This window comes from Pseudomonas sp. TE31087 (assembly GCF_057284075.1).
Genome location: NZ_JBXVNN010000001.1, coordinates 787,630 through 813,029 on the forward strand (window position 1 = coordinate 787,630; position 25,400 = coordinate 813,029).

Annotated in this window: 19 protein-coding genes and 1 pseudogene; 11 read left to right on the top strand and 9 right to left on the bottom strand. The window is 67.4% G+C overall.

Features of this window, described 5'->3' with window-relative positions; translation table 11 throughout:
• Positions 1–76 precede the first annotated feature (76 nt).
• Genes ACZ899_RS03695 through ACZ899_RS03715 form a run of 5 tightly spaced genes read left to right on the top strand, consistent with a single transcriptional unit; the run spans position 77 to position 4,514 of the window.
• Positions 77–637 (top strand): carboxymuconolactone decarboxylase family protein, encoded by a 561-nt coding sequence (locus ACZ899_RS03695; RefSeq protein WP_186733139.1) that lies wholly within the window; start codon positions 77–79, stop codon positions 635–637.
• A gap of 47 nt (positions 638–684) precedes the next feature.
• Positions 685–1,749, top strand: a complete 1,065-nt coding sequence (locus tag ACZ899_RS03700; protein WP_234562733.1) for an acyl-CoA dehydrogenase family protein — start codon at positions 685–687, stop codon at positions 1,747–1,749.
• Positions 1,746–2,567 carry an ABC transporter ATP-binding protein gene (locus ACZ899_RS03705; RefSeq protein WP_232855549.1) on the top strand — a complete coding sequence of 274 codons (822 nt, stop codon included), beginning with the start codon at positions 1,746–1,748 and terminating at the stop codon, positions 2,565–2,567. The genes ACZ899_RS03700 and ACZ899_RS03705 overlap by 4 nt, the downstream gene beginning before the upstream one ends.
• Positions 2,554–3,759, top strand: coding sequence for an ABC transporter substrate-binding protein (locus tag ACZ899_RS03710; RefSeq protein ID WP_232855548.1), 1,206 nt, complete (start codon positions 2,554–2,556; stop codon positions 3,757–3,759). Before ACZ899_RS03705 ends, ACZ899_RS03710 begins: the two co-directional genes overlap by 14 nt.
• A complete protein-coding gene (locus tag ACZ899_RS03715) occupies positions 3,759–4,514 on the top strand; it encodes an ABC transporter permease (protein WP_232855547.1) in 756 nt (251 codons plus the stop codon). Before ACZ899_RS03710 ends, ACZ899_RS03715 begins: the two co-directional genes overlap by 1 nt.
• Positions 4,515–4,804: 290 nt before the next feature.
• On the opposite strand, the pseudogene ACZ899_RS03720 reads toward ACZ899_RS03715, so the two are convergent.
• The 3 genes and pseudogenes from ACZ899_RS03720 to ACZ899_RS03730 form a co-directional block, all read right to left on the bottom strand.
• A pseudogene (locus ACZ899_RS03720) lies at positions 4,805–6,971 on the bottom strand (TonB-dependent siderophore receptor).
• A gap of 106 nt (positions 6,972–7,077) precedes the next feature.
• Positions 7,078–7,941 (bottom strand): TIGR03915 family putative DNA repair protein, encoded by an 864-nt coding sequence (locus tag ACZ899_RS03725; RefSeq protein ID WP_234562731.1) that lies wholly within the window; start codon positions 7,939–7,941, stop codon positions 7,078–7,080.
• Positions 7,938–9,158, bottom strand: a complete 1,221-nt coding sequence (locus tag ACZ899_RS03730) for a putative DNA modification/repair radical SAM protein (RefSeq protein ID WP_234562730.1) — start codon at positions 9,156–9,158, stop codon at positions 7,938–7,940. Before ACZ899_RS03730 ends, ACZ899_RS03725 begins: the two co-directional genes overlap by 4 nt.
• A 554-nt stretch (positions 9,159–9,712) precedes the next feature.
• Here ACZ899_RS03730 and ACZ899_RS03735 point away from each other — a divergent pair.
• The 3 genes from ACZ899_RS03735 to ACZ899_RS03745 all read left to right on the top strand — a co-directional run bounded on the left by ACZ899_RS03735 (position 9,713) and on the right by ACZ899_RS03745 (position 15,379).
• A complete protein-coding gene (locus ACZ899_RS03735; RefSeq protein ID WP_232855544.1) occupies positions 9,713–10,915 on the top strand; it encodes a TolC family protein in 1,203 nt (400 codons plus the stop codon).
• Between the two features lie 105 nt (positions 10,916–11,020).
• Positions 11,021–12,217, top strand: coding sequence for an efflux RND transporter periplasmic adaptor subunit (locus ACZ899_RS03740; RefSeq protein ID WP_234562842.1), 1,197 nt, complete (start codon positions 11,021–11,023; stop codon positions 12,215–12,217).
• A gap of 15 nt (positions 12,218–12,232) precedes the next feature.
• Positions 12,233–15,379, top strand: coding sequence for an efflux RND transporter permease subunit (locus tag ACZ899_RS03745; protein ID WP_234562841.1), 3,147 nt, complete (start codon positions 12,233–12,235; stop codon positions 15,377–15,379).
• Positions 15,380–15,466: 87 nt separating this feature from the next.
• On the opposite strand, the gene ACZ899_RS03750 is transcribed toward ACZ899_RS03745, so the two are convergent.
• The 5 genes from ACZ899_RS03750 to ACZ899_RS03770 all read right to left on the bottom strand — a co-directional run bounded on the left by ACZ899_RS03750 (position 15,467) and on the right by ACZ899_RS03770 (position 19,450).
• Positions 15,467–15,964, bottom strand: coding sequence for an HvfX family Cu-binding RiPP maturation protein (locus ACZ899_RS03750; protein ID WP_234562840.1), 498 nt, complete (start codon positions 15,962–15,964; stop codon positions 15,467–15,469).
• Positions 15,965–16,092: 128 nt separating this feature from the next.
• The gene (locus tag ACZ899_RS03755; RefSeq protein WP_203652369.1) at positions 16,093–16,818 is read right to left on the bottom strand and encodes a sel1 repeat family protein; all 726 of its coding nucleotides are present in this window, start codon (positions 16,816–16,818) and stop codon (positions 16,093–16,095) included.
• Positions 16,819–16,911: 93 nt separating this feature from the next.
• A complete protein-coding gene (locus ACZ899_RS03760; RefSeq protein WP_232855541.1) occupies positions 16,912–18,012 on the bottom strand; it encodes a hypothetical protein in 1,101 nt (366 codons plus the stop codon).
• A 26-nt stretch (positions 18,013–18,038) separates the two neighbouring features.
• Positions 18,039–18,671: a LysE family translocator gene (locus tag ACZ899_RS03765; protein ID WP_232855540.1), complete on the bottom strand. Its 633-nt coding sequence runs from the start codon at positions 18,669–18,671 to the stop codon at positions 18,039–18,041.
• A 2-nt stretch (positions 18,672–18,673) separates the two neighbouring features.
• Entirely contained in the window at positions 18,674–19,450 is a 777-nt protein-coding gene (locus ACZ899_RS03770) for a YqcI/YcgG family protein (protein WP_203652370.1), read from the bottom strand.
• A 189-nt stretch (positions 19,451–19,639) separates the two neighbouring features.
• Here ACZ899_RS03770 and ACZ899_RS03775 point away from each other — a divergent pair, with 189 nt between their 5' ends.
• A complete protein-coding gene (locus ACZ899_RS03775; RefSeq protein WP_203652371.1) occupies positions 19,640–20,560 on the top strand; it encodes a LysR substrate-binding domain-containing protein in 921 nt (306 codons plus the stop codon).
• Here ACZ899_RS03775 and ACZ899_RS03780 read toward each other — a convergent pair.
• The gene (locus ACZ899_RS03780) at positions 20,541–21,452 is read right to left on the bottom strand and encodes a LysR family transcriptional regulator (protein WP_234562839.1); all 912 of its coding nucleotides are present in this window, start codon (positions 21,450–21,452) and stop codon (positions 20,541–20,543) included. The two genes, ACZ899_RS03775 and ACZ899_RS03780, sit on opposite strands and share 20 nt — an antisense overlap.
• A gap of 114 nt (positions 21,453–21,566) precedes the next feature.
• Between ACZ899_RS03780 and ACZ899_RS03785 the strand changes: the two genes are divergently transcribed.
• Both ACZ899_RS03785 and ACZ899_RS03790 read left to right on the top strand, forming a co-directional pair.
• Entirely contained in the window at positions 21,567–22,772 is a 1,206-nt protein-coding gene (locus ACZ899_RS03785; RefSeq protein WP_234562838.1) for an MFS transporter, read from the top strand.
• 190 nt (positions 22,773–22,962) lie between these two features.
• Positions 22,963–25,323, top strand: a complete 2,361-nt coding sequence (locus ACZ899_RS03790) for a DNA polymerase II (protein ID WP_234562837.1) — start codon at positions 22,963–22,965, stop codon at positions 25,321–25,323.
• Positions 25,324–25,400 lie beyond the last annotated feature (77 nt).

Below are 25,400 nucleotides of genomic sequence, written 5' to 3' on the forward strand. Positions count from 1 at the left end.
AAGGCGACTGATGAATATGGATGCTACTTCTTATAACCAACAGACTGTAGCGACCTACATCAAAGGAGACCACTCCATGTCCGCACGCATCACTCTACACAGCCTGCAGACCGCCCCGGAAGCCGCCCGCCCATTCCTCGAGAACGCGCAGAAGAACTCCGGCTTCATCCCCAACCTGCTGGGCATCCTGGCCAACGCCCCGGCGGCGCTGGAAACCTACGTTACCGTCTCGGCGCTCAACGGCAAGTCCGAGCTGACCCTGGCCGAGCGCGAGGTGGTGCAGTTGATCGCCGCCACCCAGCACGGTTGCGATTTCTGCGTCGCCGGCCACACCGCCGTGGCGCTGAACAAGGCCAAGCTGCCCCAGGAAGTAGTCGATGCCCTGCGTGCCCGCGGCGAGCTGCCTGACGCCCGCTACGAGACCCTCGCCGAATTCGCCCGTGAAGTGATCGCCACCCGCGGCAACGTCGGCGATGCCACCTATCAGGCATTCCGTGACGCCGGATTCAGCGAAGGCAACGCCCTGGAAGTGATTCTCGGCGTGAGCCTCGCAACCCTGTGCAACTTTGCTAATGTGTTCGCCCAGACGCCGCTCAACGACGAGCTGAGCAAGTACCGCTGGCAGCCTTCGGCCTGATCAAGGCCTGATGCCGGCGCGTCCGGCGTTTCAACAGGAGTAGGGACATGCTTGATTATGCATTTCGACAATGGCTGGATGCCAATGCCGAGGCCATCGACCAGGGCCAGTGCGATCCACACCTGGTGCTGGCGCATATCGCCGAATCGCAATTGCTGCGCATCGGCGTCGCCCCGGCCCTGGGCGGCTCGGGTGGTGACGTCACTGTGGCGGTCGAGGCCATCGCCGCCATCGCCAGCCGTTCGCTGGCCGCGGCCTTTGTCTGCTGGGGCCAGCGCGCCTTCATCGAATACCTGCTGCAAAGCCCTAACCGGGCGCTGTGCGAACGGCTGCTGCCCGACCTGCTGAAGGGCGAACTGGCCGGGGCCACCGGCCTGTCCAACGCCATGAAGTTCCTTTCCGGCATCGAGGCCTTGCAGGTGCGTGGCCGCGCCGCGAGCGACGGTTGGAACCTGGAAGGGCGCCTGCACTGGGTGACCAACCTGCGCAAGCGCGGCTTCGTGGTGGCCGCGGCTATCGAGGATGACGCCGGTGGCGCGCCGTTCGTGGTCGCCATCCCGTCGAACGCGCCGGGCCTGGAACGCTCCGACGACCTGCAACTGATGGGCCTGCAATCGAGCAACACCGCGGCGCTGGCCTTCCACCAGGTACCCTTGGCCCGTGACTGGCTGCTGCACGACAACGCCCGTGAGTTCCTGCCCAGGGTGCGTCCGGCGTTCCTGGCGCTGCAGTGCGGCATGGCCATCGGTCTGGCTCGCCGCGCCCTGGAGGAGGCACAGGCACACTTGCAGGGGCGTGGCGCGTTCCTTGAGGAGGCCCGCCAGGTGCTCGTCGAGCGCCTGGAGAACACCGTCGCCGAGCTCAAGCAGGGGCTGCTCGACGGCCGCTTCCAGAGCCAGCCGGCCGCCTTGTTCAAACTGCGCATCACCCTCGCCGAATGCGCCGCCGACGCCGTGCAGCTGGAGTTGCAGGCCAGCGGTGGCAAGGCCTACCTGACCGCCTACGGCGAGGGCTTCGCCCGCCGCTGGCGCGAGTCGGCGTTCGTGCCGATCGTCACTCCGAGCCTGGTGCAGCTGCGCGCCGAGCTGCAACGCCAGGCGGCCTCTGCATGACCGACGTGCTACTCGAAGCCCGCGACATCAGCCTGGGCTACCCGCGCGAGGGTGGCTGGCAGGCGGTGCTGGAGCAGTTCGACCTGGCGCTGGCGCCGGGGGAGGTGGTCAGCATCCTCGGCCCCAGCGGGGTCGGCAAGTCCAGCCTGCTGCGCGTGCTGGCCGGCCTGCAGCAGGCCCGTGGCGGCAGCGTGCAGTTGCGCGGCGAGCCGCTGCAGGGGCCGCATCCGCGCCTGGCGGTGGCATTCCAGGACCCCAGCCTGCTGCCTTGGCTGAGCCTTGAGAAGAACGTCGCCTTCGGCCTCGACTTCGCCCGCCAGCCCAGGCTGCCGGCGGCCGAGCGGCGCGCACGGATCGACCACGCCATCGACGCGGTGGGCCTGGCCCACGCCCGTGGCCAGTACCCGGCGCAGCTGTCCGGCGGCATGGCCCAGCGCACCGCGCTGGCCCGCTGCCTGGCGCGCCAGCCCGAGGTGTTGTTGCTGGACGAACCCTTCGGCGCGCTGGACGAGGTGACCCGGGCCGACATGCAGCAACTGCTGCTGCAGCTGATCGCCACCCACAACACCGCCGCCGTGTTGATCACCCACGACATCGACGAAGCCCTGCTGCTGTCCGATCGCGTGCTGCTACTGGGCAACCACCCGGCGCGCACCCTCGGCCAGTGGCACATCGACCTGCCGCAGCCCCGCGCGCAGCGGGTCGAGGAACTGGGCGCGCTGCGCATCGAGATACTGAAAACCCTTCGGCGGGCAAGCCGCACAGCCGAACCCACTCCATTCCCCTTGCCCTCGGAGGCTGTCCATGTGCATGGATGACTGCTGTTCCACGACGTCCCGTCGCGACTTTCTGAAGCTGAGCGCCATGCTCACCGCCGCCGGCGCCGTGCCGCTACTGTCGAGCCTGCAGGCCCGCGCCGCCGCCGAGCCGGACGCGCCGGTGCGCATCGGCTACCTGCCGATCACCGACGCCACGCCCTTGCTGGTGGCGCACAACAACGGCCTGTTCGAGGCCGAGGGCATCAAGGCCGAGCGCCCGGTGTTGCTGCGCAGCTGGGCGCAGGTGATCGAGGCATTCATCTCTGGCCAGGTCAACGTCATCCACCTGCTGTCGCCAATGACCGTGTGGGCGCGCTACGGCAGCAAGGTGCCGGCCAAGGTCGTGGCCTGGAACCACGTCGGCGGCTCGGGCCTGACCGTGGCCCCGGACATCACCGAGATGAAGCAGCTCGGCGGCAAGACCGTGGCGATTCCGTTCTGGTACTCGATCCATAACGTGGTGCTGCAACAGATGCTCACCGACAATGGCCTCAAGCCCGTGTCCAAGCCGGCCGATGCGCAACTGGCGGACAACGAGGTCAACCTGCTGGTGCTGCCGCCGTCGGACATGCCACCGGCCCTGGCCAGCAAGCGCATCGCCGGTTACATCGTTGCCGAGCCGTTCAACGCCCTGGCCGAGAACCTCAAGGTCGGCCGCGTGCAGCGCTTCACCGGCGATGTCTGGCGCAACCATGCCTGCTGCGTGGTGTTCATGCACGAGCACGACCTGAACAACCGTCCTGAGTGGTCGCAGAAGGTGGTCAACGCCATCGTCAAGGCCCAGCAGTGGACCCGCGAACACCGCGCCGAGGCCGCAGCCCTGCTGTCCAAGGCCGGCCCCAACAAGTACACCCCGCACGAGCCGGCGGTGCTGACCAAGGTGCTGGCGCCTTCCGCCGAAGACCGCGCCGGCTACATCGCCAGCGGCGCGATCCAGCACCAGCAGTGGGACGAGAAGCGCATTGACTTCCAGCCTTACCCGTTCCCCAGCTACACCGAGGAACTGGTCAAGCGCCTGAAGAACACCCTGATCGTCGGCGAGAGCGATTTCCTCGCCGCCCTGGACCCGGCGCAGACCGCCCGTGACCTGGTGGACGAGCGTTTCGTGCGCAACGCCATCGCCGCCGTGGGTGGCCCGACAGCGTTCGGCATCGCCGAGAACTTCCAGCGTAGCGAGGAGTTCGCGGTCTGATGCGCAGGCATGTCGTGCATGGCGCCCTGGGCCTGGCGGGCCTGGCGGCGCTGCTGTTGTTGTGGTGGGCGGGCGTGCGCCTGTTCGGCGCCGCCGATGGCCTGTCGGCGCGCTTCTCGCCCCAGGCCACATTGCAAAGCCTGGTAGAGCTGCTGGGGCAGGGCGAGGTCTACGGGCATATCTGGGTAAGCCTCAAGCGCATCCTCGTCGGCCTGCTGCTGGCGCTGCTGATCGGCGTACCGCTGGGCCTGCTGGTGGGCAGCTACCGGCACCTGGAGGCGGCGACCACGCCGGCGTTCCAGTTCCTGCGCATGATCTCGCCGCTGTCGTGGATGCCGGTGGTGGTGATGCTGATGGGCGTGGGCGACCAGCCGATCTACTTCCTGCTGGCCTTCGCCGCGCTGTGGCCGATCCTGCTGAACACCGCCGCCGGGGTACGCCAGCTCGACCCGCGCTGGCTGCAGTTGAGCCGCAGCCTCAGCGCCACGCGCTGGGAGACCTTGTGCAAGGTGATCATCCCCGGGGTGATCGGCCATGTGCTGACCGGCGTGCGCCTGGCCATCGGCATCCTGTGGATCGTGCTGGTGCCGTGCGAGATGCTCGGTGTCAGCGCCGGGTTGGGCTATTTCATCCTCGATACCCGTGACCGGTTGGCTTACTCGGAGCTGATGGCGATGGTGCTGCTGATCGGGGTGCTGGGGTTCATGCTTGATGCCCTAGCGCGCGGGCTGCATCGGCGTTGGGTGCATGCCTGAAGCCTGTAGGGGATCGCCCAGCCCGTCGGGCTGCGCTGTCGCGCAGGGAACTGTCCCCCTGTGGGAGCGGCCTTGCGTCGCGATAGGGGCGCGCAGCGGCCCCAGGTTCTGAGCCACCGTCAAAATTGCCGGGGCTGCTGCGCAGCCCTTTCGCGACGCAAGGCCGCTCCCACAGAGCCAAGCTAAATCAATAAGTTTCGGTTTGTTCCATGAGAGCGACCTTGTGCCGCGAAAGGAGAGGCGCGTAAGGCCTGAAAATAGATGGTTGGCGCATCCCTGCGCCCTGGGATTCAGAAACTGTACTTGGCCGTCAGCATCAGGTTGCGCGGATCGCCGAAGGTGTCGCTGCCATAGTTCACCGACTTGGAGATCGACGAGTAGTACTTGCGGTCGAACACGTTGTTGGCATTGAGCTGCAGGTCCAGGTGCTGGTTGACCGCGTAGCCGGCCATCAGGTCGGTGACGGCGTAGGCGCCTTGTTCCAGGCGGTAGCTGCCGCCGTCGGCCACGGTGAAGTCGTTGTACATGCGGCTCTGCCAGGTGACGCCGCCACCGACCCGCAGTTTCTCCAGCGGGCCCTGGAAGTGGTAGGTGGTGAACAGCTTCAACTGGTGCTGCGGCGTGTCGGACTCGAACGGCTTGTTGACCTTCTCTGGATTCTTGGCGTCCTTGACCGTGTGTACGCGGGCATAGGTATAGCCGGCGCCGATCTGCCACTGCTCGGTCAGCGCGCCCTGCACCTCGAAGTCGATACCCTGGCTGCGCACTTCGCCTGACGCCTCGTAGCAGGCGAACTGACCGGCCCGGCACAGGCTCTTGTCCACCTCGACCGCGCGGTTCTCCTGATCAATGCGGAACACCGCGAGGCTGGCGTTGAGCGCGCCGTCGAAGTACTCGCCCTTGATGCCCACCTCGTAGTTCTTGCCTTCGATCGGCCGCACCGGCGTGCCGCTGGGGTCCTTGTTGTCCTGGGGCTGGAAGATGTCGGTGTAGCTGGTGTACAGCGAGTGGTGCTCGTCCAGCTCGTAGATCAGGCCGGCGTAGCGGGTGACGTTACGGGTCACCTTGTAGTCGCCCTCGTTGCTGCCGCGCTGGTCGTAGTCGTACCAGTCAAGGCGCCCGCCTAGGATCAGCTTGAGCGGGTCGGCCAGGCTCAGGCGGGTGGTGGTGTACACGCCTTCCTGGTTGATCAGGTAGCGGCTGCTGCTGGTGTGCAGGAAGTCCGGTTTGCCGCCGTCGATGGGGTAGTCCAGGTCGTAGGGGCTGTAGTTGCGCTCGGTCATGTCGTAGATGCGCTTGCTGGCACCCACCACCAGCTCGTGGGTGCGGCCGAAGGCCTCGAACGGGCCGCTGGCGAAGGTGTCCAGGCCCAGCTGGTTCTCGTCGTGGGCCGACTGGTAGACCGTACGGCTCAGCGGCTTGGCCAGGTCCCAGCGCGACTGGTAGGAGCCGCGGAACAGCGCGTTCTGCTCGCTGTAGATGGCGTTGACCTGCAGCTTCCAGTCATTGGCCAGGCGCTGGCGCAGCTCGGCGAACAGGGTGTTGATCTCCTGGTCCTTGACCTCCCAGTCGGTGGCCGGGTTGTACGAACGGGGCAGGTCCTGGTGATGGCCGTTGAGGTCGGTGGGGATCGCGCCCCAGAATACGTTGGTCTTGTCCTTCTGGTGGGACAGGCCAAGGGTCAGGGTGGTGTCCTCGCCCAGGTCGGCCTCGGTGATCGCGTAGAACAGCCCGTGGTCTTCCTGCTGCCCGTCACGGAAGCCATTGGCGTCGCGGTACGAGGCCACCACGCGACCGCGCAGGGTGCCACTGTCGTTGAGCGGGCTGGAGGCGTCGAGTTCGCCCGCGGTAGTTGTCCCAGCTGCCGGCGGCACCGGTGAGGGTGACCTTCTGTTCCGCCAGCGGACGCTTGCGCACCAGGTTGATGGCCGCCGAAGGCGTACCGGAGCCGGTGACCAACCCGGTGGCGCCGCGCACCACCTCGACCCGGTCGAACATCGCCAGGTTGGGCTGGGCGCCGACCACCCAGCCGGTGTAGGCGCTGGGGATGCCGTCGTACATGATGTTGTCGACGTCGAAGCCGCGGGCCTTGTAGGTCTGCCGGCCCGGGCCGTTGGACTGGTTGAGGAACAGCCCCGGGGTGTACCTGGCCACGTCGTTGATGCTGGTCATGCCCTGGTCGTCCATGCGCTGGCGGGTGATCACGGTCACCGCCTGGGGCGTTTCGCGCATGGTCAACGGCAGCTTGGTGGCGGTGGACATGGAGCCGGTGGTGTACGACTTCGACCCCTCGGTGGTGCTGCCCAGGCTGCTGTCGTTGATGGCCGTGGCGCCCAGCTCGATCACGGCCGGCGCTTGCTCCTCGGCCAGCGCCGGGGTGAGGGTCGCCATGCAGATGGCCATGGCCAGCAGGTTGCGGCTGGGCGTGAAACAGTGAGGGGAGAGGTGCGGTGACATGCCGGGCTTTATCCTTATTGCTAGTGCTTATGAGAATAATTAGCAATAATTGTGTCGGATTGTCAGGCTCGTAACAATGCATCCGAAGCTGAGAATGATGAATTTTTCACAAATTCAATCCATTTGGATTGATTGCGGGGTTCCCTGAGGCAATCCGTTTGCCACGCTGACGCCCGACCTCCAGTGCCTGCCCGTCGCGCTGCTTGCCATGTCGCGCCTGGCCGACCAGCTCGGGGATCAGCGGGCCCTCCGGCAGGTGGCGCCAGAAGCGCCCGGGCAGGTGCTGGCGCAACGCACCGGGGTTGAGCCGGGCGGGGTTGAAGGTGTGACGGTAGTAGGCCAGCCACAGCTCGGCGCCGGGGTCCTCGGCGTTGCGCGCCCATTGCCGCCACGCCTGCGGGCACTGGCGCTGGTAGTCCAGGTGCTGGCCGTCGAAGCGCACGCCATCGAGGGGCGTGGCGATCAACCAGCGCTGGCGCCCCAGGCGATCGGCGAAATGCCCGCAGGCGCTGTCGAGGATGTCGTGGGCCGGTTCGTGGTAGGCCACCAGGTCCAGTTGCAACTGCTCGGCCAGTGCCTCGGGCAGTGGCACGAAGCGCACGAAGGCATGCAGGTGATGGGCTTCGCGGCCAACCTGGCGGATGCGCCGCTGCATCTCGCTCCCGAGGCGGTCGCCGGCGAGCATGGCGGTGCGATCGCCATGGGCGACGCGCCACAGCACTTCGTACAGCAGGTTCCAGCGCTGCTCGCCGCGGTAGCGTCCGGCCTGTTCCAGCTGGGCCAGTAGCGCCGCCGGCACGCGGGCGCGAAACGGGCCGGGGCCGGCGGGCAGGGGCGTGGGCACGGCCAGCAGGTCGTCCATACGTGCCTGGCCCCAGGTCACCGTGGCCGGGTCGATGCCATGGCCGAGCAGTTGCCGCGCCTGGTCGCGCCAGGTGGCGAAGTCGTCGCCGCAATCCAGCGCAATCATCCCCACAGGCCCATCTGCACCGGTGCCTGGGGTTCACGCAGGCGGGCGCGCAGCAGGCCACTGCGCAGCTCGGCCTGGGCCGGGCGGTAGTCGCTGGTGACGATGAACGGGCGGGCCTTGTCCAGCACGCAGCGCAACTGGATCAGGTCGTCGTAGCGGATACGCCGCTCACGGCGCAGGGCCACCAGGCGCTGCACGCTGCGCAGACCGATACCGGGGATGCGCGCCAGCAGGGCCGGCTCGGCGCGGTTGACGTTGAGCGGGAACACCTCGCGGTTGGCCAGCGCCCAGGCCAGCTTGGGGTCGATGTCCAGGGCCAGGTTGCCGGTTTCGCCCAGCAGTTCGCGGGCCTTGTAGCCGTAGCCGCGCAGGAGGAAGTCGGCCTGGTACAGGCGGTGTTCGCGCAGCAGCGGCGGGGCCGCCAGGGGCACGCTGGACGGGCTGTCGGGGATCGGGCTGAAGGCGGAGTAGTAGACGCGCCTGAGGCCGTAGCCCTGGTACAGCGACTCGGCGTTGCGCAGCAGGGCGCTGTCGTCGGTGGCGTCGGCGCCGACGATGACCTGGGTGCTTTGCCCGGCGGGGGTGAAGCGTGGCGCCCGTGGTTCACCGGCGACGGCCTGCTGGCCGTGGTGGATCACGCCCATGGCCTGGCGGATGGTGCTGGCGCGTTTTTCCGGGGCCAGGCGTTCGAGGCTGGCGTCGGTGGGCAGCTCGATGTTCACGCTCAGGCGGTCGGCCAGGCGCCCGGCTTCCTCGATCAGCAGCGGGTCGGCGTCGGGAATGGTCTTGAGGTGGATGTAGCCGCGAAAGCCATGCTCCTCGCGCAGCAGGCGCGCCACCCGGATCAGCTGCTCCATGGTGTAGTCGGCCGAGCGGATGATGCCGGAGCTGAGAAACAGGCCGCTGATGCAGTTGCGTCGGTAGAAGTCCAAGGTCAGGCGCACCACTTCCTCGGGGCTGAAGCGCGCCCGCGGCACGTTGCTGGAGCGGCGGTTCACGCAGTACTGGCAGTCGTACAGGCAGAAGTTGGTCAGCAGCACCTTGAGCAGCGACACGCAGCGCCCGTCGGGGGTGTAGCTGTGGCAGATGCCCATGCCGTCGGTGGCGCCGAGGCCGTCGCGACCACGGGAGCTGCGCTTGGGGGCGCCGCTGCTGGCGCAGGACGCGTCGTACTTGGCGGCATCGGCGAGGATGCCGAGCTTGGCGATGAGCTGCATGGGGTAATCCGATTTTACTGTTCATGCATACAGTATTTCGGCGTTGGGCTGATAGCAAGTGTTTGCAGGTGGTTTTGATGGCGTGATGGCGCAGAGGTGCCTGGCGAGAGTCCTGTAGCGCCTATCAGATCGAGCGCCGCCCGCGCGGCGCATCGCGGGACAAGCCCGCTCCTGCATTTGTTGCAACGTGCCGAACCTGTCAGGCCATGGTTGCCCGCCTTGGTGCCTGTCTTGAGACAGATGAAGCGGCAGCGGTGCACACGCTGAAACCGTGTCGGACCAACAAGGCGGACCAGGTAATGGCACAGGATTGACTGGCCCGAAACAGATGTAGGAGCGGGCTTGTCCCGCGATGCGCCGCGCGGGCGGCGCTCGATCTGACAGGCGCTGCAACTCTAACGTCGAACACCCTGAAAGACCCTCATCTCAAGGCGATCCACCCTCGGCACCCCTTGATTACAAAATTGTAATCTTCCCGCCACCCCCCCGATAACCACCGCTGCCTAAAGTCCCTCGCCAAAGCATTCCGCCGCTTGTCGACGAGGACTTCCGCCGTGCCCATCCCCCGCAAGATCGCCTTGCTCTGCCTGTTGCTGGCCGGCCCTGCCGGTGCCCAGGGCCTGAGCCTGGAGCAGGCGCTCGACGCCGCCTTTGCCCAGAACCCGGACTTCGCCGCCATCGGCCGCGAGATCGGCATCGCCGAGGGCGAGCGCCGCCAGGCCGGGCTGATTCCCAACCCCGAACTGTCCTGGGAAGTCGAGGACACCCGCCGCGACACCAGCACCACCACCGTGACCCTCAGCCAGGCCCTGGAGCTGGGCGGCAAGCGCGGCGCGCGGATCGAAGTCGCCGAGGCCGGCCAGGCGATCGCCCGGTTGGAGCTCGAGCGCCAGCGCAACAGCCTGCGCGCCGATGTGATCCAGGCCTTCCATGCTGCCTTGCGGGCACAGACCGCGCTGGAGCTGGCGCAACAGTCACAGGCGCTGACCGAACGCGGCCTGCGGGTGGTGGAAGGGCGGGTGCGGGCCGGGCAGTCCTCGCCGGTGGAGGCCACCCGTGCCCAGGTGCAGTTGGCCCAAGCCGAGGCGGCGGTGCGTCGGGCACGCACCGAACGTGGCGTGGCCAACCAGGCCCTGGCGCGCCTGACAGGCAGTGCCGAGGCCCGCTTCGACCGGCTCGACGCGAGCAACCTCTCGCCTGGCCCGGCGCCGCAGACCGAGCGCCTGCTGGCCAAGGTCGAGCAGACTGCCGAGTGGCGCCTGGCCGCGGCGCAGATCGAGCGTGGCGATGCCAGCCTCGGCTCCGAGAAGGCCCAGCGCATCCCCAACCTGACCGTCAGCCTCGGCAGCCAGTACAGCCGCGAGGACCGTGAGCGGGTCAACGTGGTCGGGCTGTCGATGCCGCTGCCGCTGTTCGACCGCAACCAGGGCAACGTGCTGGCCGCCGCCCGCCGCGCCGACCAGGCCCGCGACCTGCGCAACGCCGTGGATCTGCGCCTGCGCAGCGAAACCCGCAGCGCCCTGGAGCAGTGGGGCACGGCCATGGGCGAGGTCCAGGCCTACGACCGCACCATCCTGCCCGCCGCCCAGCAGGCGGTGGACACCGCCACCCGCGGCTTCGAGATGGGCAAGTTCGCCTTCCTCGATGTGCTCGATGCCCAGCGCACGCTGATCGAGGCGCGCGGGCTGTACCTCGAGGCGCTGGCCCAGGCGACCGATGCCCGGGCTCAGGTGGAGCGGATCTACGGCGAGCTTTGAGCCTCGTCCCATCGCGGGGCAAGCCCGCTCCCACGGGAATGCGTGGGAGCGGGCTTGCCCCGCGATGGGCCCTGAACTGCAACGACTTTTCCAGCAGGAGCAACAATGACCAACCCACGCAAGCTCGCCATCCTCGCCGCTGCCCTGGCCGTTCTCGGCCTCGGTGGCGCGGCCTGGACCGGTACCCTTGGCAAGGCCGGCAGCGGCCAGGCCCAGCACGACGACCATGGTGAGGAAGGCCATGGCCATGAAGAAGGAACGGCAGAGGAGCATGCCGACGAAGAGGGCCAGCTGCACCTCTCCGCCGAGCAGATCCAGGCCGCCGGCGTGCAACTGGCCACTGCCGGCCCACAAAGCCTGGGTACCGCCATCAGCTTCCCCGGCGAGATCCGCTTCGACGAGGACCGCACCGCCCACGTGGTGCCCCGCGTCCCCGGCGTGGTCGAGTCGGTGCAGGCCGAGCTGGGCCAGGCGGTCAAGCGCGGCCAGGTGCTGGCGGTGATCGCCAGCCAGCAGATCTCCGAACTGCGCAGCGAGCAGCAGGCTGCCCAGCGCCGCCTGGAGCTGGCGCGCCTGACCTTCGAGCGCGAGAAGCAACTGTGGCAGGAGCGCATCAGCGCCGAGCAGGACTACCTGCAGGCCCGCCAGGCGCTGCAGGAGGCCGAGATCGCCGCCGCCAACGCCGGGCAGAAGGTCGCCGCCGTGGCGCCGGCCGGCAAGGGCAATCGTTACGAGTTGCGCGCACCGTTCGACGCGGTGGTGGTGGAAAAGCACCTGACCGTGGGCGAGGTGGTGGACGAGACCAGCAATGCCTTCACCCTGTCTGACCTGAGTCGGGTCTGGGCCACCTTCGCCGTGGCCCCGCGCGACCTGGACAAGGTGGTCAGCGGCCGTGGCGTCAGCGTCAGCGCGCCGGACCTCGGTGCCCAGGTGGAAGGCAAGGTCAACTACGTCGGCAGCCTGCTCGGCGAGCAGAACCGCGCCGCCACCGTGCGCGCCACCCTGGCCAACCCCAATGGCGCCTGGCGTCCCGGGCTGTTCGTCAACATCGCGGTCACCGTCGAGCGTTTCGACGCCGCCGTGGTGGTGCCGGAAAGCGCCCTGCAGACCTGGGAAGAGCAGACCGTGGTGTTCGCCCGTACCGACGAGGGCTTCGAGGCCCGCCCGGTGAAGACCGGGCGTCGTGACGCCGGCCAGGTGGAAGTGCGCGAAGGGCTGGCCGCCGGCACCGTGATCGCCGCCGCCGGCAGCTTCGTCCTCAAGTCCGAGCTGGGCAAAGGCTCGGCCGAACACAGCCACTGACCGGGGACGCCATTCATGTTCGAACGCCTTATCCAGTTCGCCATCGAGCAACGCCTGGTGGTGATGCTCGCCGTGGTGCTGATGGCCGCCGTGGGCATCCACAGCTACCAGAAACTGCCCATCGACGCCGTGCCCGACATCACCAACGTGCAGGTGCAGATCAACACCGCCGCGCCCGGCTATTCACCGCTGGAAACCGAGCAACGCATCACCTTCGCCATCGAGACCGCCATGGCCGGCCTGCCGGGCCTCAAGCAGACCCGTTCGCTGTCGCGCTCGGGGCTGTCGCAGGTGACGGTGATCTTCGATGACGGCACCGACATCTTCTTTGCCCGCCAGCTGGTCAACGAGCGCCTGCAGGTGGCCCGCGAGCAGTTGCCCGAGGGGATCGAGGCGGCCATGGGGCCGATCTCCACCGGCCTTGGCGAGATCTTCCTGTGGACGGTCGAGGCCAAGGAGGGCGCGCTAAAGGATGACGGCACGCCCTATACCGCCACCGACCTGCGGGTGATCCAGGACTGGATCATCAAGCCGCAGCTGCGCAACGTACCGGGCGTGGCCGAGGTGAACAGCATCGGCGGCCATGCCAAGCAGTACCTGATCGCCCCCGACCCCAAGCGCCTGGCGGCCTACAAGCTGACCCTCAACGACCTGGTCGCGGCGCTCGAGCGCAACAACGCCAACGTCGGCGCCGGCTACATCGAACGCAACGGCGAGCAGCTGCTGATCCGCGCCCCGGGCCAGGTGGCCTCGGCCGAGGACATCGCCAACATCGTCATCTCCAGCGTCGATGGCACGCCGATTCGCGTCAGTCATGTGGCCCAGGTCGGCCTGGGCCAGGAACTGCGCTCGGGCGCTGCCACCGAGAATGGCCGCGAGGTGGTGCTGGGCACGGTGTTCATGCTGATCGGCGAGAACAGCCGCACGGTGTCCCAGGCGGTGGCGGCCAAGCTCGAGGAGATCAACCGCAGCCTGCCCAAGGGTGTGGTGGCGATCACCGTCTATGACCGCACCAACCTGGTGGAAAAAGCCATCGCCACGGTGAAGAAGAACCTCATCGAAGGCGCGATCCTGGTCATCGCCGTATTGTTCCTGTTCCTGGGCAACATCCGCGCGGCGCTGATCACCGCCATGGTCATCCCGCTGTCGATGCTGTTCACCTTCACCGGCATGTTCAGCAACAAGGTCAGCGCCAACCTGATGAGCCTGGGCGCGCTCGACTTCGGCATCATCGTCGACGGCGCGGTGGTGATCGTCGAGAACGCCATACGCCGTCTGGCCCATGCCCAGCAGCATCATGGCCGCATGCTGACCCGCTCCGAGCGCTTCCACGAAGTGTTCGCCGCCGCCCGCGAGGCGCGCCGGCCGTTGATCTACGGACAGCTGATCATCATGGTGGTGTACCTGCCGATCTTTGCCCTGACCGGGGTCGAGGGCAAGATGTTCCACCCCATGGCTTTCACCGTGGTGATGGCGCTGCTGGGGGCGATGATCCTCTCGGTGACCTTCGTCCCGGCGGCCCTGGCGCTGTTCGTCACCGGCAAGGTGAAGGAGGAGGAGGGCGTGGTCATGCGCACCGCCCGCCGTCGCTATGCCCCGGTGCTGGACTGGGTGCTGGGCCGACGCAACCTGGCCTTCGCCGGCGCCGCCACCCTTGTGCTGTTGTCCGGCGTGCTGGCCAGCCGCATGGGCAGCGAGTTCATCCCCAGCCTCAGCGAGGGTGATTTCGCCCTGCAGGCCCTGCGCGTGCCGGGCACCAGCCTGTCGCAATCGGTGGACATGCAGCAGCGCCTGGAGAAGACCATCATCGCCCAGGTGCCGGAAGTCGAGCGGGTGTTCGCCCGTACCGGCACCGCCGAGATCGCCTCCGACCCGATGCCACCGAACATCTCCGATGCCTACGTGATGCTCAAGCCCCGCGAGCAATGGCAGGACCCGGGCAAGCCGCGCGATGAGCTGATCGCCGAGGTGCAGCGCGCCGCCGCCAGCGTGCCGGGCAGCAACTACGAGCTGTCGCAGCCGATCCAGCTGCGCTTCAACGAGCTGATCTCCGGGGTGCGCAGCGATGTCGCGGTGAAGGTGTTCGGCGACGACATGGAGGTGCTCAACCGCACCGCCGCGCAGATCGCCGCCAGCCTGCAGCAGGTGCCGGGTGCCTCCGAGGTGAAGGTCGAGCAGACCACCGGCCTGCCGGTACTGACCATCGATATCGACCGTGACAAGGCGGCCCGTTACGGCCTGAATGTGGGCGACGTGCAGGACGCCATCGCCATCGCCGTGGGCGGTCGCACTGCCGGCACCCTGTATGAAGGCGATCGCCGTTTCGACATGGTGGTGCGCCTGTCGGAGGCGCTGCGAACCGATGTCGACGGTCTGTCCAGCCTGCTGATCCCGGTACCGGCCAGCGCCGCCGCCGGTGCTTCGCAGATTGGTTTCATCCCGCTGTCGCAAGTGGCCACCCTGAACCTGCAACTGGGCCCCAACCAGGTCAGCCGCGAGGATGGCAAGCGCGTGGTGGTGGTCAGCGCCAACGTGCGCGGGCGTGACCTCGGTTCGTTCGTCGAACAGGCGTCGCAGACGCTGATCGACCAGGTGCAGATACCGCCGGGCTACTGGACCCGCTGGGGTGGCCAGTTCGAGCAGTTGCAGTCAGCGGCCGAGCGCCTGCGGGTGGTGGTGCCGGTCTCGTTGCTGCTGGTCATGGCCTTGCTGCTGATGATGTTCAACAACCTCAAGGATGGCCTGCTGGTGTTCACCGGCATCCCCTTCGCACTGACCGGTGGGGTGCTGGCGCTGTGGCTGCGGGATATCCCGCTGTCGATCTCGGCGGGGGTGGGCTTTATCGCGTTGTCGGGCGTGGCGGTGCTCAACGGCCTGGTGATGATTGCCTTCATTCGCAACCTGCGCGAGGAAGGCCGCGGCCTGCGCGCCGCCGTGGAAGAGGGCGCGTTGACCCGCCTGCGGCCGGTGCTGATGACCGCGCTGGTGGCGTCGCTGGGGTTCATTCCCATGGCCCTGGCCACGGGCACCGGCGCCGAGGTGCAGCGGCCGCTGGCGACGGTGGTGATCGGCGGGATCCTGTCGTCGACGGCGCTGACCTTGCTGGTGTTGCCTGCCCTGTATCAGTGGGCGCATCGGCGGGATGAGTCAGGGGTAGCGTAGGGCCCTATCGCGGGGCAAGCCCGCTCCCACGAAGCCCGCTTCCACGGAGGTGTCGCTTCGTGGGAGCGGGCTTGCCCCGCGATGATTTCAGTGCCGTCGCCACAGCCAATGATCCAGGCTCAACCTGCCAGCCCCCTTCAACAGCAACGGCAGTAACGCCACCAGGTAGATCAGCGGCAACTTGAAGTTGCCGAAGCCCTGGTCGGTGATCGCATACCCCCGCCCCAGTTCCGCCAGGCTCGACCACTGGCTCGGCCAGTGCACCGCGGCTATCGCCACCACCGTCACCACCATCAGCACCGCCGAGGCCAGCCGGGTACCGAGCCCCAGCAGCAGGAGCAGCGGGCAGATCAATTCGGCCCACATCGACAGCTGCCAGTTGAGGTCCGCCGGCAGCAGGTCGAACGGGAACGGAAAACTGCCTTGCAGGTCGGCGAACCAGTTGGCGCCGTTGAACTTCTCCAGGCCCGATTCGAAGAACTCCCAGGCCAGGAACAGGCGCAGCGGCAGGTCGGCGCTCCAGTTGCCGGTGTGATCCAGGGCGTTGAACAGCTTCCAGTCAGCAAACAGTGGCAGGGCTTTCATGGGCAGGCTTCCCGGTGCAGGCGGCAACGGCGGGGTGCCGTCGCGCTGTTGTGGCCGGAAGTGTGCGGGGCGGGGGTATCGGCAGTGTGTCGGGGGCGATGGGGTTATGTATCGCTGTGTAGCGAGGCTCAGCGATTGCTGGTCAGGCGCTGTTGCGCCGCCGCGCAGCCGTTGATGTCCACCGCCTTCTGCAGGAAGGCCTGGCGCTGGCGGGGGTCGAGCTCACCGAGCAGCCGGTAGATCTCGGCCTGGTAGTCGCGCTGGCGCCCCCACTGCATTTGCAGGCCCTGCGGGCGGGTGCGGCTGCACGCCAGGCGGGTGGCTGGCTGGGGGTAGTAGGCGGCGTACAGGGTGGCCATGCTGGGCACCGCCTCCAGGGCCTCGCGGTAGGCGGGGCTGGCATTGTAGGGCGAACACCAGTGGGCGATGGCCAGTGCAGGCGGGGCGAAGCCTTGCTTGAGGCTGGCCTCCAGCAACGGGCAGGCGGCCTCGGCGATCTGTCCTGCCGGCAGATAGGTGGTGTAGTACAGCGCCAGGCGGTACTGCGCCACCGGGTGGCCGAGGGCCACCGACCTCTTCAGCAGGGCCACCGCCGTTGGCAGCGTGTGAGCCATCGCCTGGCCTTGGCGGCTGAGCTCGGGGTCGCCGCCGGCGGTGCGCAGCGGGCTGGCGCCGTCGTCCTGGCTGTCAGCCTGCTCGAGCAGCGGCAACGCTTGGCGATAGAGCAGGTCGGCATGGGGGTCGATGTTCACGTCCAGGGCCTGGGCGCCTGTGGCGGCCAGCAGCAACGGCAACGACGCGACCAGACAGGCGCGGGGACGGGCCAGAAGCGAGGGGACGGCAGGAATGGTCATGGCGGTTACGCGGTTGCCTCGGGCAAATCAGGAGCGACGACGGGCCTATTCTATCCATCCGCGTGCGTTCCCCGAAAGCCCGGCGTGCGGCCATCAGACCAGCTTGATCGGCGCGACCTTGCGCAGGGCCTGTCTTTCCTGGGCTAGCCCCAGCTTGGCGGTGATCACCTTGGCCAGCGTGTTGTTACCCAAATCATTGAAGTGCAGGCGGTCGACGAACAGGTGCTCGGCGAACACCGGCGAACTGCTGAGCATGCTGTTCATGTCGTAGCAGGGGACCGGGTCGGCCTGGCTCTTGATGCGACGGAAGAAGGCCATGTGCAACTGGCTGTCGAAGGTGTCGCCGAGCAAACGGTCGAAATTCGACGGCTGACGCTCAAGCTTGCCGAGCATGGCCTGTTCCGCCTTGGGCAATGCCTCGCGGCACCAGGGCAGCAGCGGCTGCAGGATGAAGGTGAGGGTGGTGTGGCCGTCTGCCAGCAGGCGGTCCCATTGGCGCAGGGTGCGGCCCACGGCATCGGCGGCGCGGATCAGGCGCTTGTCCGGACTCGATAGCGGTTCCACCTGCGGCCAGTGTGCTTCCCGGGCCGGCGCCAGGAGCTGGCCCAGGCGTTGCCAGAATGATTCGCGGCGCGCTTCGCCTGGCGTTTGCACGCCTTCGTTGAAGCGGTTGAGGAAATCCTGGTAGGCCTGCGCCCGGTGCGGGTCCTGTGCGCCGGACAACACCTCGGCGAGGGCCTCCTGGGCCAGCGTGTTCAGGCCGCTGAGCACCACCACGTGACCGATCTGGCCAAAACGGTGCTGATGGGTGAGGAACATCAGCAGTTCCTGGGTGGCGTTCAGGCCGCAACCGGCAAGGCTCAGCCAGATCTCGCCAGTCAGTACCGACAGGTACGAGGCCACAGTATGCTCGTCGGAACTGGCGCCGATGCCCATGGCGGTGGAGCCGCCCACCAACAGGTTGACCCGCGCCGCGCCACCGCGCTCGGCCACCGAGAAGCGCTTGCCGGCGCAATGGCTGTAGCGCATGCCCAGGGCATCGGTGTTGATGGTGCCGGAGCGATAGCCGCGCTCGTGCACGTACAGCGTGTGCGGCGCGCGGCGGCTGCCCAACTGCAGGAAGCGCTGGTAGTCCTGCGCCAGGGGGTCGGGCGTGCCCATGCTGCCGGTGGCGGCGGGGTCGATCGGGGTCATGGGCGCTCCTTCTTTTGGGGGTTGGCTCAGGCGGCCAGCTCCTTGAGGTTGTAGGCCAGGCCGACGCCGGCGATCAGCAGCAGGGCGACCCCCGAGGCCAGGCTGATCACACGGTTGCTGCGCGGCGAGGCGATCTTGCCGATGGCGAAGATGTACAGGCTGAGCACGGCGAAATCGATGGCGATCCACAGCAGCGACAGCACCACCATGCTCTTGCCGAACGACTCGGTGATCTGGATGAACTGTGGGAAGAAGGCGATGAAGAAGATGATGTCCTTGGGGTTGGAGATGCCGACCATGAAGCCCTGCAACAGGCCGCCACGACCCGGCTGCGCGCTGGCCGATGGCTGCGGGGCACTGTCGACCGGTGCTTGCAGCGCCTCGCGCAGGGTGCCAAGGGCGATGTAGCCGATGAACAGGCAGCCCAGCAGGCTCATGCCGCTGAGCCAGGCCTTGTCGATGGCCGCGCTGGTCAGGATGATCCAGGCGGCCGCGCCGATCAGCACCAGTGACGCCCAGTTGGTGCCGACCGCGGTGAACAGGGCCTTGCGCGAGCCCGAGGCGGCGGCGGTGTTGACGATCAGGGCCACCACCGGGCCGGGCGTGGCGATCAGCAGCAGGACGGTGAGGGCGTAGGTGGCGGTCAGTGCGGTATTCACGATCAGTTCTCGGTGAGGGTTGCAGCGGTTGCATGGGCATGGAACGGGCAGCGCGCCGGGCTCGGCGAGCCGGGCTCCTGCAGTTGGTACTGCTTCCATTCGAAGTTGTCGTCCTGGCCAAAGAAGCCCAGGGTGTCGGGCATCACCCCGTCGTTGTAGTGGCGCACCCGTTCGCGGATGCGTGCGCGGATGCGCTGGCCGCTTTCGGTGCTGGCGCTGGCGACCTCGTCGAAGCTTTCCCGCGGGTTGATGACGAAGGCGATGTGCCGGCCCAGGTTGCGGCTTTTCATCAAGCGGTGGGCGGGGAAGCTCATGTTGATGAACAGCGGCATGCCGGCGAAGCAGAACGACCAGCGCGTGTCGTGCGGGTCCTGCGGGACCTCTTCGGGCCAGGGCTGCGGGTCGCGTGCATGGACCTGGTTCAGCACATCCCAGGCCAGTGTCTGTTGCGCCTGCAGCGTTGTGTCGGGCGCCGTCTCGAGGAACACCAGCAGCGGGTTGCCGATGCGCTGCTTGAGCGGAATCGGCTCGATGGTGCGGATGTAGTCACCCAGGCCCCGGGCAATATCGTCGGCCAGCCGTTCGGCACGGGCGAAGACGATGTGGCAGGTGCGCGCGTTGACCGCCTTGCGTCCGAACAGGCACGGGAAGTCGGGGTTGGCGAGGGTTTCCTTGAAGTGTTCTATGGTCTTGTGCGTCCAGTGGTGGCGGTTCTGGACATGTTCATCGGCGAGCTCCAGCGCATCCAGGCGGTAGCAGTTTCCATAACCCGTAAACATGATTTCCCCAGGCATATCCGTATGCAGTGTTTAGTAGGACTTCTCGTTCAATAGATCGTTTTCATTACAACTCGGCAGGTTTGCTATATTTAATTGTTATTTACCGGCATTTTCCGAGATGGTTCCCGCGTTGTAAAACGCCTGGATCTATGACCTACTATTAGCTTCACTCATGCTCTGGAAGGCGCCATGTCGGAACGGATTCAAGCCTTGCACGCCTTGCGCGCCTTCGAAGTGGCCTCGCGTTACGGCTCCTTTACCCGCGCGGCCCAGGAGCTGGCCCTGACCCAGGGTGCGGTCAGCCACCACATCAAGACCCTCGAAGCCCTGTTCGGCTGCGACCTGTTCGAACGCCGCGGCCCCAAGCTGCGCCTGACCGAGCACGGCCGGCTGCTGGCCCAGGAGCTCAAGGTCGGTTTCAAGATCATCGAAAACGCCTGCGCGCTGCTGCGCCAGGACCGCTATGGCGTGCGCCTCAAGGCACCTTCCACGCTTACCGTGCGCTGGCTGCTTCGGGCCCTGGACGGCTTCAAGCGGGTCGACAACAGCTGCTCGGTGCAGTTGTCGAGCGTGTGGATGGACATCGACGCGGTGGACTTCTATTCCGAACCCTATGACTGCGCCATCCTGCTCGGCAACGGGCGCTTTGCGGCAGACGTGGAGAGCCTGAAGCTGTTCGATGAATGGCTGATCCCGGTGTGCCACCCGAGCTACCTCGAGCAGGCCCGGCCGGAGCTGTCGGTGCTCTCCAGCTGTGAATTCCTCCACCCCTCGCCGGACCGGCGTGACTGGCGGCGCTGGCTGGCGCGCATGGACGCGCTGGACATCAGCATCGACCAGGGCCAGGTGTTCGATACCCTCGACCAAGGCATCTCGGCCGCCCAGCAGGGGCTGGGCATCTCGGTGGTCGACCTGGTGCTGGCCAGCGCCGACCTGGCCGCGGGCAACCTGGTCACGCCGTTCCCCCACGCGGTGGCCACTGGCGATGGCTACTACATGACCTGGCTCAAGGCCAGCCCCAAGGCCCACCAGATGCACAAGCTGCGCGACTACCTGGTGGCGCAGGTGCCGGGGTTGTCGCACAAGGACATCAGCTACCTGTACGGCTGAGGTCGGTGGCCGGCAGCACCCGTTCGAGCATGAAGTCGATGAACACCCGCAGCTTGGGCGGCATCTGCCGCCCCGATGGCCACAGCAGGTAGAAGCTGCCGCGCCGCTCCATGAAACTTTCGAGCACGCTCACCAGTCTGCCGGCCGCCAGTTCCTTGCGCACGCTGAAGTCCGGCAGGCAGGTGATGCCGCGGTGGTTGAGGGCAAAACAGATGCGCGTCTCGACATGGTTGCAGACCATCGAGATGGGGATCGTGTAGTCCTGCTCGGGGTGCTCCCGGCGCAGCGGCCAGGTTTCCAGCTTGCCGCTGCTGGGGAAGCGGTAGTGCAGGCAGCTGTGCCCGGCCAGTTCGCGGGGATGCTGCGGCGTGCCGCGCTCGCGCAGGTATTCGGGGGAGGCCACCAGGCGATGCTGGAAGTGCCCGAGGAACTTGGCGTTGAGCCGCGAGTCCAGCGGCTGGCCACCGCGCATCACCACGTCGAAGCCCTCGCCGACGATATCCACCATGCGGTCGCTGAAGTCCAGGTCCAGTTCGATCTCGGGGTAGCGCGCCATGAACTCGGCCAGCGCCGGCATCACCAGCCCGGTCACCTGCGGCAGGCTGACCCGCAGGCGCCCGCGGGGCGCGCCGCTGGCCTGGGAGAGTTCCTGCTCGGTGGCTTCGATCTCGGCGAGGATGCGCCGGCTGCGTTCGAGGAGCAGTGTGCCCTCGGCGGTCAGGGTGATGCTCCGCGTGCTGCGGTGGAACAGGCGCACGCCCAGGCGTTCCTCCAGCCGTGCCACGCGCTTGCCCACGGCGGACGCACTGATCCCCAGCGACTGGCCGGCGGCGACGAAACTGCGGGTTTCGGCGACCCGGTTGAAGACCATGAAACCGCTGAGGCTGTCCATGTTGCACTCCGATTGCGGACATCGATGTCCTGACTGATCGGAATTGTACCCGGCTTTTTCCGCAATGCCCCAGCGGCGCACCATGCCTGCCTTGATCGATAGCCGGAGACAACCATGCATTCACCTTCCCCGACGGCGAGCCTCGCCGCATCCCCCGCCAGCGCCGTACGCCTGCCCCTGAGCGGCCTGCTGGCCCTGGCCCTGACCGGCTTCATCGCCATCCTCAGCGAAACCTTGCCGGCCGGCCTGCTCGACCAGATCGCCGACGGAATGCAGATCAGCCAGGCCATGGCCGGGCAGTGGGTCACGGCCTATGCCCTGGGCTCGCTGCTCACCGCCATTCCATTGGTGACCCTGACCCAGGGCTGGTGGCGGCGCCGCGCGCTGTTGCTGGCCATCGCTGGCTTCATTCTGTTCAACGGCCTCACCGCACTGTCCTCTGACAACACCCTGACATTGTGCCTGCGCTTTCTCACGGGCGCCGCCGCCGGCCTGGCCTGGGGCCTGATCGCCGGCCATGCGCGGCGCATGGTGGAGCCGGCCCAGCAGGGCAAGGCCATGGCGGTGGCGATGCTCGGGCAACCCATCGCGCTGTCGCTGGGCCTGCCTATCGGCACATGGCTCGGCGCCTGGTTGGGTTGGCGCGCAGCCTTCGTGGTGGTCACGGTCGCGGCGTTGCTGCTGACCGTCTGGGTGGTGCGGGCGGTGCCGGATTTCCCCGGCCAGGCCGCCGGCAAGCGCCCCGCGGCACTGGCGGTGCTGCGCACGCCGGGCGTGGCGCGGGTGTTGCTGGTGATCCTGGCTTGGATCCTCGGCCACAACATCCTCTACACCTACATCGTGCCGCTGCTGGCGGCGGCGGGCATGGCGGCCGAGGTGGGCCAGGTGCTGATGACCTTCGGCCTGGCCTCGCTGGCCGGCATCGTGCTGGTGGGCCTGGGTGTCGACCGTCATCTGCGCGGGCTGGTGTTGCTGTGCCTGGCCGGGTTCGCCCTGGCGACCCTGGCCTTGGGGCAGGCGCAGGGTGCTGCCTGGCTGGTGCATGTCAGCGTGGCGCTGTGGGGGATGACCTACGGCGGTGCGCCGACGCTGTTGCAGACCGCCTGCGCCGATGCGGCGGGCGAGGGCGGGGATGTGGCGCAGTCGATGCTGGTGACGGTGTGGAATAGCGCGATCGCCCTGGGCGGGATCATTGGCGGGCTGCTGCTGGTCGGCGCCGGGGTCGGGTCGTTTGGCGCGGTGGTGCTGGGGCTGGTGGCGCTGGCGTGGCTGCTGGTGTTTGGTGGGCAGCGAGCCGGGTTTGTGGTGGGCGCACGTTAGCCTGATCGGACGTCATCGCGGGGCAAGCCCGCTCCCACGCATGGGCCTGGACTTTAGCGTGGAACCCAGTATTCGAACGTGGGAGCGGGGCTTGCCCCGCGATGGGGCCAGGCCTGGAAACACCCCTTTATGCCAGGAGGAACGGTACAATCCGCCTATATGAGAAAAGCAGCGATCCGAGGTCCCCGCAGTGCCGTTGCAACAAGGCTTCGTCCTGACCCGCCACTGGCATGACACGCCCGAAGGCACCTGCGTGGAGTTCTGGCTGGCCACCGACCAGGGCCCACGGCGCCTGCGCCTGGCCGCGCAGCCCTCGGTGGCGTTCATTCCCGCGGCCCAGGCTGCCCACGCCCGGGCGCTGCTGGCCGACGAACAGGGCGTCGAACTCAAGCCGCTGCAACTGCGCGACTTCGATCTGCGCCCGGTGATGGGCCTGTACTGCCGCCAGCACCGCCAGCTGATCGCCCTGGAAAAGCGCCTGCGCGCCGCCGGTGTCGAGGTGTTCGAAGCCGACATCCGCCCCCCGGAGCGCTACCTGATGGAGCGCTTCATCACCGCCCCGGTGCGCTTCGATGGCCGCCCCGACAACCAGGGCGTCCTGCACGATGCCCAGCTCAAGCCCGACCCGGACTACCGCCCGCCGTTGCGCCTGGTGTCGCTGGACATCGAGACCAGCGAACGCGGCGAGCTCTACAGCATCGCCCTGGAAGGCTGCGGCCAGCGCCAGGTCTACATGCTTGGCCCGGCCAACGGCGAGGCGGGCGAGTTGGACTTCGACCTGCATTACTGCGCCGATCGCGCCGAGCTGATCGTCTGCCTCAACCAGTGGCTGGCCCGCCACGACCCCGATGCGATCATCGGCTGGAACCTGGTGCAGTTCGACCTGCGCCTGCTGCATGAGCACGCCCAGCGCCTCAATGTGCCGCTGTGCCTGGGCCGCGACGGCGCGCCAATGCACCTGCGCGAACATGGCAGCCGCAGCCACTTCTTCGCCGAGGCCCCGGGCCGATTGCTGATCGACGGCATCGAGGCCTTGCGCTCGGCGACCTGGAGCTTCCCCTCGTTCAGCCTGGAGAGCGTCGCGCAGCAGTTGCTGGGCGAGGGCAAGGCCATCGATACACCGTACCAGCGCATGGACGAGATCAACCGCCGCTTCGCCGAGGACAAGCCGGCCCTGGCCCGCTACAACCTCAAGGACTGCGAACTGGTGACGCGGATCTTCGCCCATACCCGCTTGCTGGACTTCCTCCTCGAACGCGCCTCGGTCACCGGCCTGGCCGTGGACCGCAGCGGCGGGTCGGTGGCCGCGTTCTGCCACCTGTACATCCCGCACATGCACCGCCTGGGCTATGTCGCGCCGAACCTCGTCGGCGGCGAGGGCGAGGCCAGCCCGGGCGGTTTCGTCATGGACTCACGGCCCGGGCTGTACGACTCGGTGCTGGTGCTTGACTACAAGAGCCTGTACCCCTCGATCATCCGCACCTTCCTGATCGACCCGGTGGGGCTGGTCGAGGGCCTGCGCCAGCCGGATGACGCGCACTCGGTGGAGGGCTTTCGCGGTGGCCGTTTCTCGCGCAGCCAGCATTGCCTGCCGGCGATTGTCGAGCGCGTCTGGCAGGGACGCGAGGCGGCCAAGCGCGCAGGCAACGCGGCGCTTTCGCAGGCACTGAAGATCATCATGAACGCCTTCTACGGCGTGCTCGGCTCCAGTGGCTGCCGCTTCTTCGACCCGCGCCTGGCCTCGTCGATCACCCTGCGCGGGCACCAGATCATGCGCCAGACCCGGGCGCTGATCGAGGCGCGGGGCTTTGATGTGATCTATGGCGACACCGACTCCACCTTCGTCTGGCTCAAGGACGCCCACGACGAGGACGCCGCAGCGCGCATTGGCCGCGAACTGGTGGCCGAGGTCAACCAGTGGTGGCAGCGGCACCTGGCCGACACCCTGGGCCTGGAAAGCGCCCTGGAGCTGCAGTACGAAATCCACTACCGGCGTTTTCTCATGCCGACCATCCGTGGTACCGACGAGGGCAGCAAGAAACGCTACGCCGGTCTGGTGCGCCGCGCCGATGGCAGCGAGGAGATGGTCTACAAGGGCCTGGAGTCGGTGCGCACCGACTGGTCGCCGCTGGCTCGCCAGTTTCAGCAGGAACTCTATGGCCGGGTGTTCCGGGGCCAGCCGTACCGGGACTACGTGCGCGGCTACGTCGAGCGCACGCTGGCCGGTGAGCAGGATGAACTGCTGATCTACCGCAAGCGCTTGCGCAGGCCGTTGGCCGACTACCAGCGAAACGTCCCGCCGCATGTGCGTGCGGCAAGGTTGGCGGACGAGTACAACAGCCGTCTCGGGCGGCCCCTGCAGTACCAGCGTGGAGGCTGGATCAGCTACCTGATCACCACCGCCGGCCCGCAGCCGCTGGAGGACCTGCAGGCGCCGATCGACTACCAGCACTACCTCAGCCGCCAGCTGCAGCCGGTGGCGGATGCCATCCTGCCGTTCGTCAACGATGACTTCACCCGTCTGACTGATCGGCAACTGCTGCTGTTCTGAGTGGGTGGTAGCTATCTAATCATTGCTAGCGCCTCGCTTTGCCTAGCCTCGGGCCTCCACGCACTATGGAGGTCAGC

What these genes read in the sequence shown, in the direction of transcription:
- ACZ899_RS03695 (WP_186733139.1), top strand. Translation starts at nt 77, where the DNA reads ATGTCCGCACGCATCACTCTACACAGCCTGCAGACCGCCCCGGAAGCC.
- ACZ899_RS03700 (WP_234562733.1), top strand. Translation starts at nt 685, where the DNA reads ATGCTTGATTATGCATTTCGACAATGGCTGGATGCCAATGCCGAGGCC.
- ACZ899_RS03705 (WP_232855549.1), top strand. Translation starts at nt 1,746, where the DNA reads ATGACCGACGTGCTACTCGAAGCCCGCGACATCAGCCTGGGCTACCCG.
- ACZ899_RS03710 (WP_232855548.1), top strand. Translation starts at nt 2,554, where the DNA reads ATGTGCATGGATGACTGCTGTTCCACGACGTCCCGTCGCGACTTTCTG.
- ACZ899_RS03715 (WP_232855547.1), top strand. Translation starts at nt 3,759, where the DNA reads ATGCGCAGGCATGTCGTGCATGGCGCCCTGGGCCTGGCGGGCCTGGCG.
- ACZ899_RS03725 (WP_234562731.1), bottom strand. Translation starts at nt 7,941, where the DNA reads ATGATTGCGCTGGATTGCGGCGACGACTTCGCCACCTGGCGCGACCAG.
- ACZ899_RS03730 (WP_234562730.1), bottom strand. Translation starts at nt 9,158, where the DNA reads ATGCAGCTCATCGCCAAGCTCGGCATCCTCGCCGATGCCGCCAAGTAC.
- ACZ899_RS03740 (WP_234562842.1), top strand. Translation starts at nt 11,021, where the DNA reads ATGACCAACCCACGCAAGCTCGCCATCCTCGCCGCTGCCCTGGCCGTT.
- ACZ899_RS03745 (WP_234562841.1), top strand. Translation starts at nt 12,233, where the DNA reads ATGTTCGAACGCCTTATCCAGTTCGCCATCGAGCAACGCCTGGTGGTG.
- ACZ899_RS03750 (WP_234562840.1), bottom strand. Translation starts at nt 15,964, where the DNA reads ATGAAAGCCCTGCCACTGTTTGCTGACTGGAAGCTGTTCAACGCCCTG.
- ACZ899_RS03755 (WP_203652369.1), bottom strand. Translation starts at nt 16,818, where the DNA reads ATGACCATTCCTGCCGTCCCCTCGCTTCTGGCCCGTCCCCGCGCCTGT.
- ACZ899_RS03760 (WP_232855541.1), bottom strand. Translation starts at nt 18,012, where the DNA reads ATGACCCCGATCGACCCCGCCGCCACCGGCAGCATGGGCACGCCCGAC.
- ACZ899_RS03770 (WP_203652370.1), bottom strand. Translation starts at nt 19,450, where the DNA reads ATGTTTACGGGTTATGGAAACTGCTACCGCCTGGATGCGCTGGAGCTC.
- ACZ899_RS03775 (WP_203652371.1), top strand. Translation starts at nt 19,640, where the DNA reads ATGTCGGAACGGATTCAAGCCTTGCACGCCTTGCGCGCCTTCGAAGTG.
- ACZ899_RS03780 (WP_234562839.1), bottom strand. Translation starts at nt 21,452, where the DNA reads ATGGACAGCCTCAGCGGTTTCATGGTCTTCAACCGGGTCGCCGAAACC.
- ACZ899_RS03785 (WP_234562838.1), top strand. Translation starts at nt 21,567, where the DNA reads ATGCATTCACCTTCCCCGACGGCGAGCCTCGCCGCATCCCCCGCCAGC.